1 protein-coding gene is annotated in these 520 nt (G+C 53.5%); it reads left to right on the top strand.

Features of this window, described 5'->3' with window-relative positions; genetic code table 11:
- Positions 1 to 160 precede the first annotated feature (160 nt).
- A complete protein-coding gene (locus ACOCD2_RS26150) occupies positions 161 to 361 on the top strand; it encodes a hypothetical protein (RefSeq protein ID WP_293682174.1) in 201 nt (66 codons plus the stop codon).
- The last annotated feature ends 159 nt before the right edge of the window (positions 362 to 520 follow it).

The raw sequence follows: 520 nt of genomic DNA, 5'->3' as shown, positions 1-520 counted from the left end.
CGAACGCGGCGTCCAGTCATATGGGAGCCAAGTACGGAGCAGCAACGAGCTTGCGAAGTTGTTGCGTAGTGCTTGGTGACCAGGACGGCTGGGGCACGAATAGGTTGTCAAAGGCCGAGTCTGGGATGTCCCAAAATCTATCACGAGGTCGAAGACACGCTTGATGCTGGCTTTTCTGTTCCTGCGCTACCTGTCGGACAACTACGAGGAGGCGGCGAGGAAGGAGCTGGGTGACGAATGGCCGGAAACCGGCGCGGATGTGATCGCTTTTCCCGCCAGCCATGACGATGTGCCTCTGCCGAAGGTGGCGGAGGAAGGTGAAAGCTATGCCATGAACCGCATGCGCCGCTCGCCGCTTTGAATTTGCCGGCCCAATGATATACTATTAAGGGGATAAGCCCTAGGTAGTTACCGTCTATAAATAGCTATCTTTTTCGGGCAGCTCCAGATAATTAGCGCATGCCAATATACTGAATTAATTAATCACCTGCCTTGACAAGGATATTGTCGTTTGCAGGGA

Source organism: Thiolapillus sp., assembly GCF_048562965.1.
In the GTDB taxonomy this organism is placed as follows: Bacteria; Pseudomonadota; Gammaproteobacteria; order Chromatiales; family Chromatiaceae; genus Thiolapillus; species Thiolapillus brandeum_A.
This window is presented reverse-complemented; position numbering and strand designations above follow the sequence as displayed.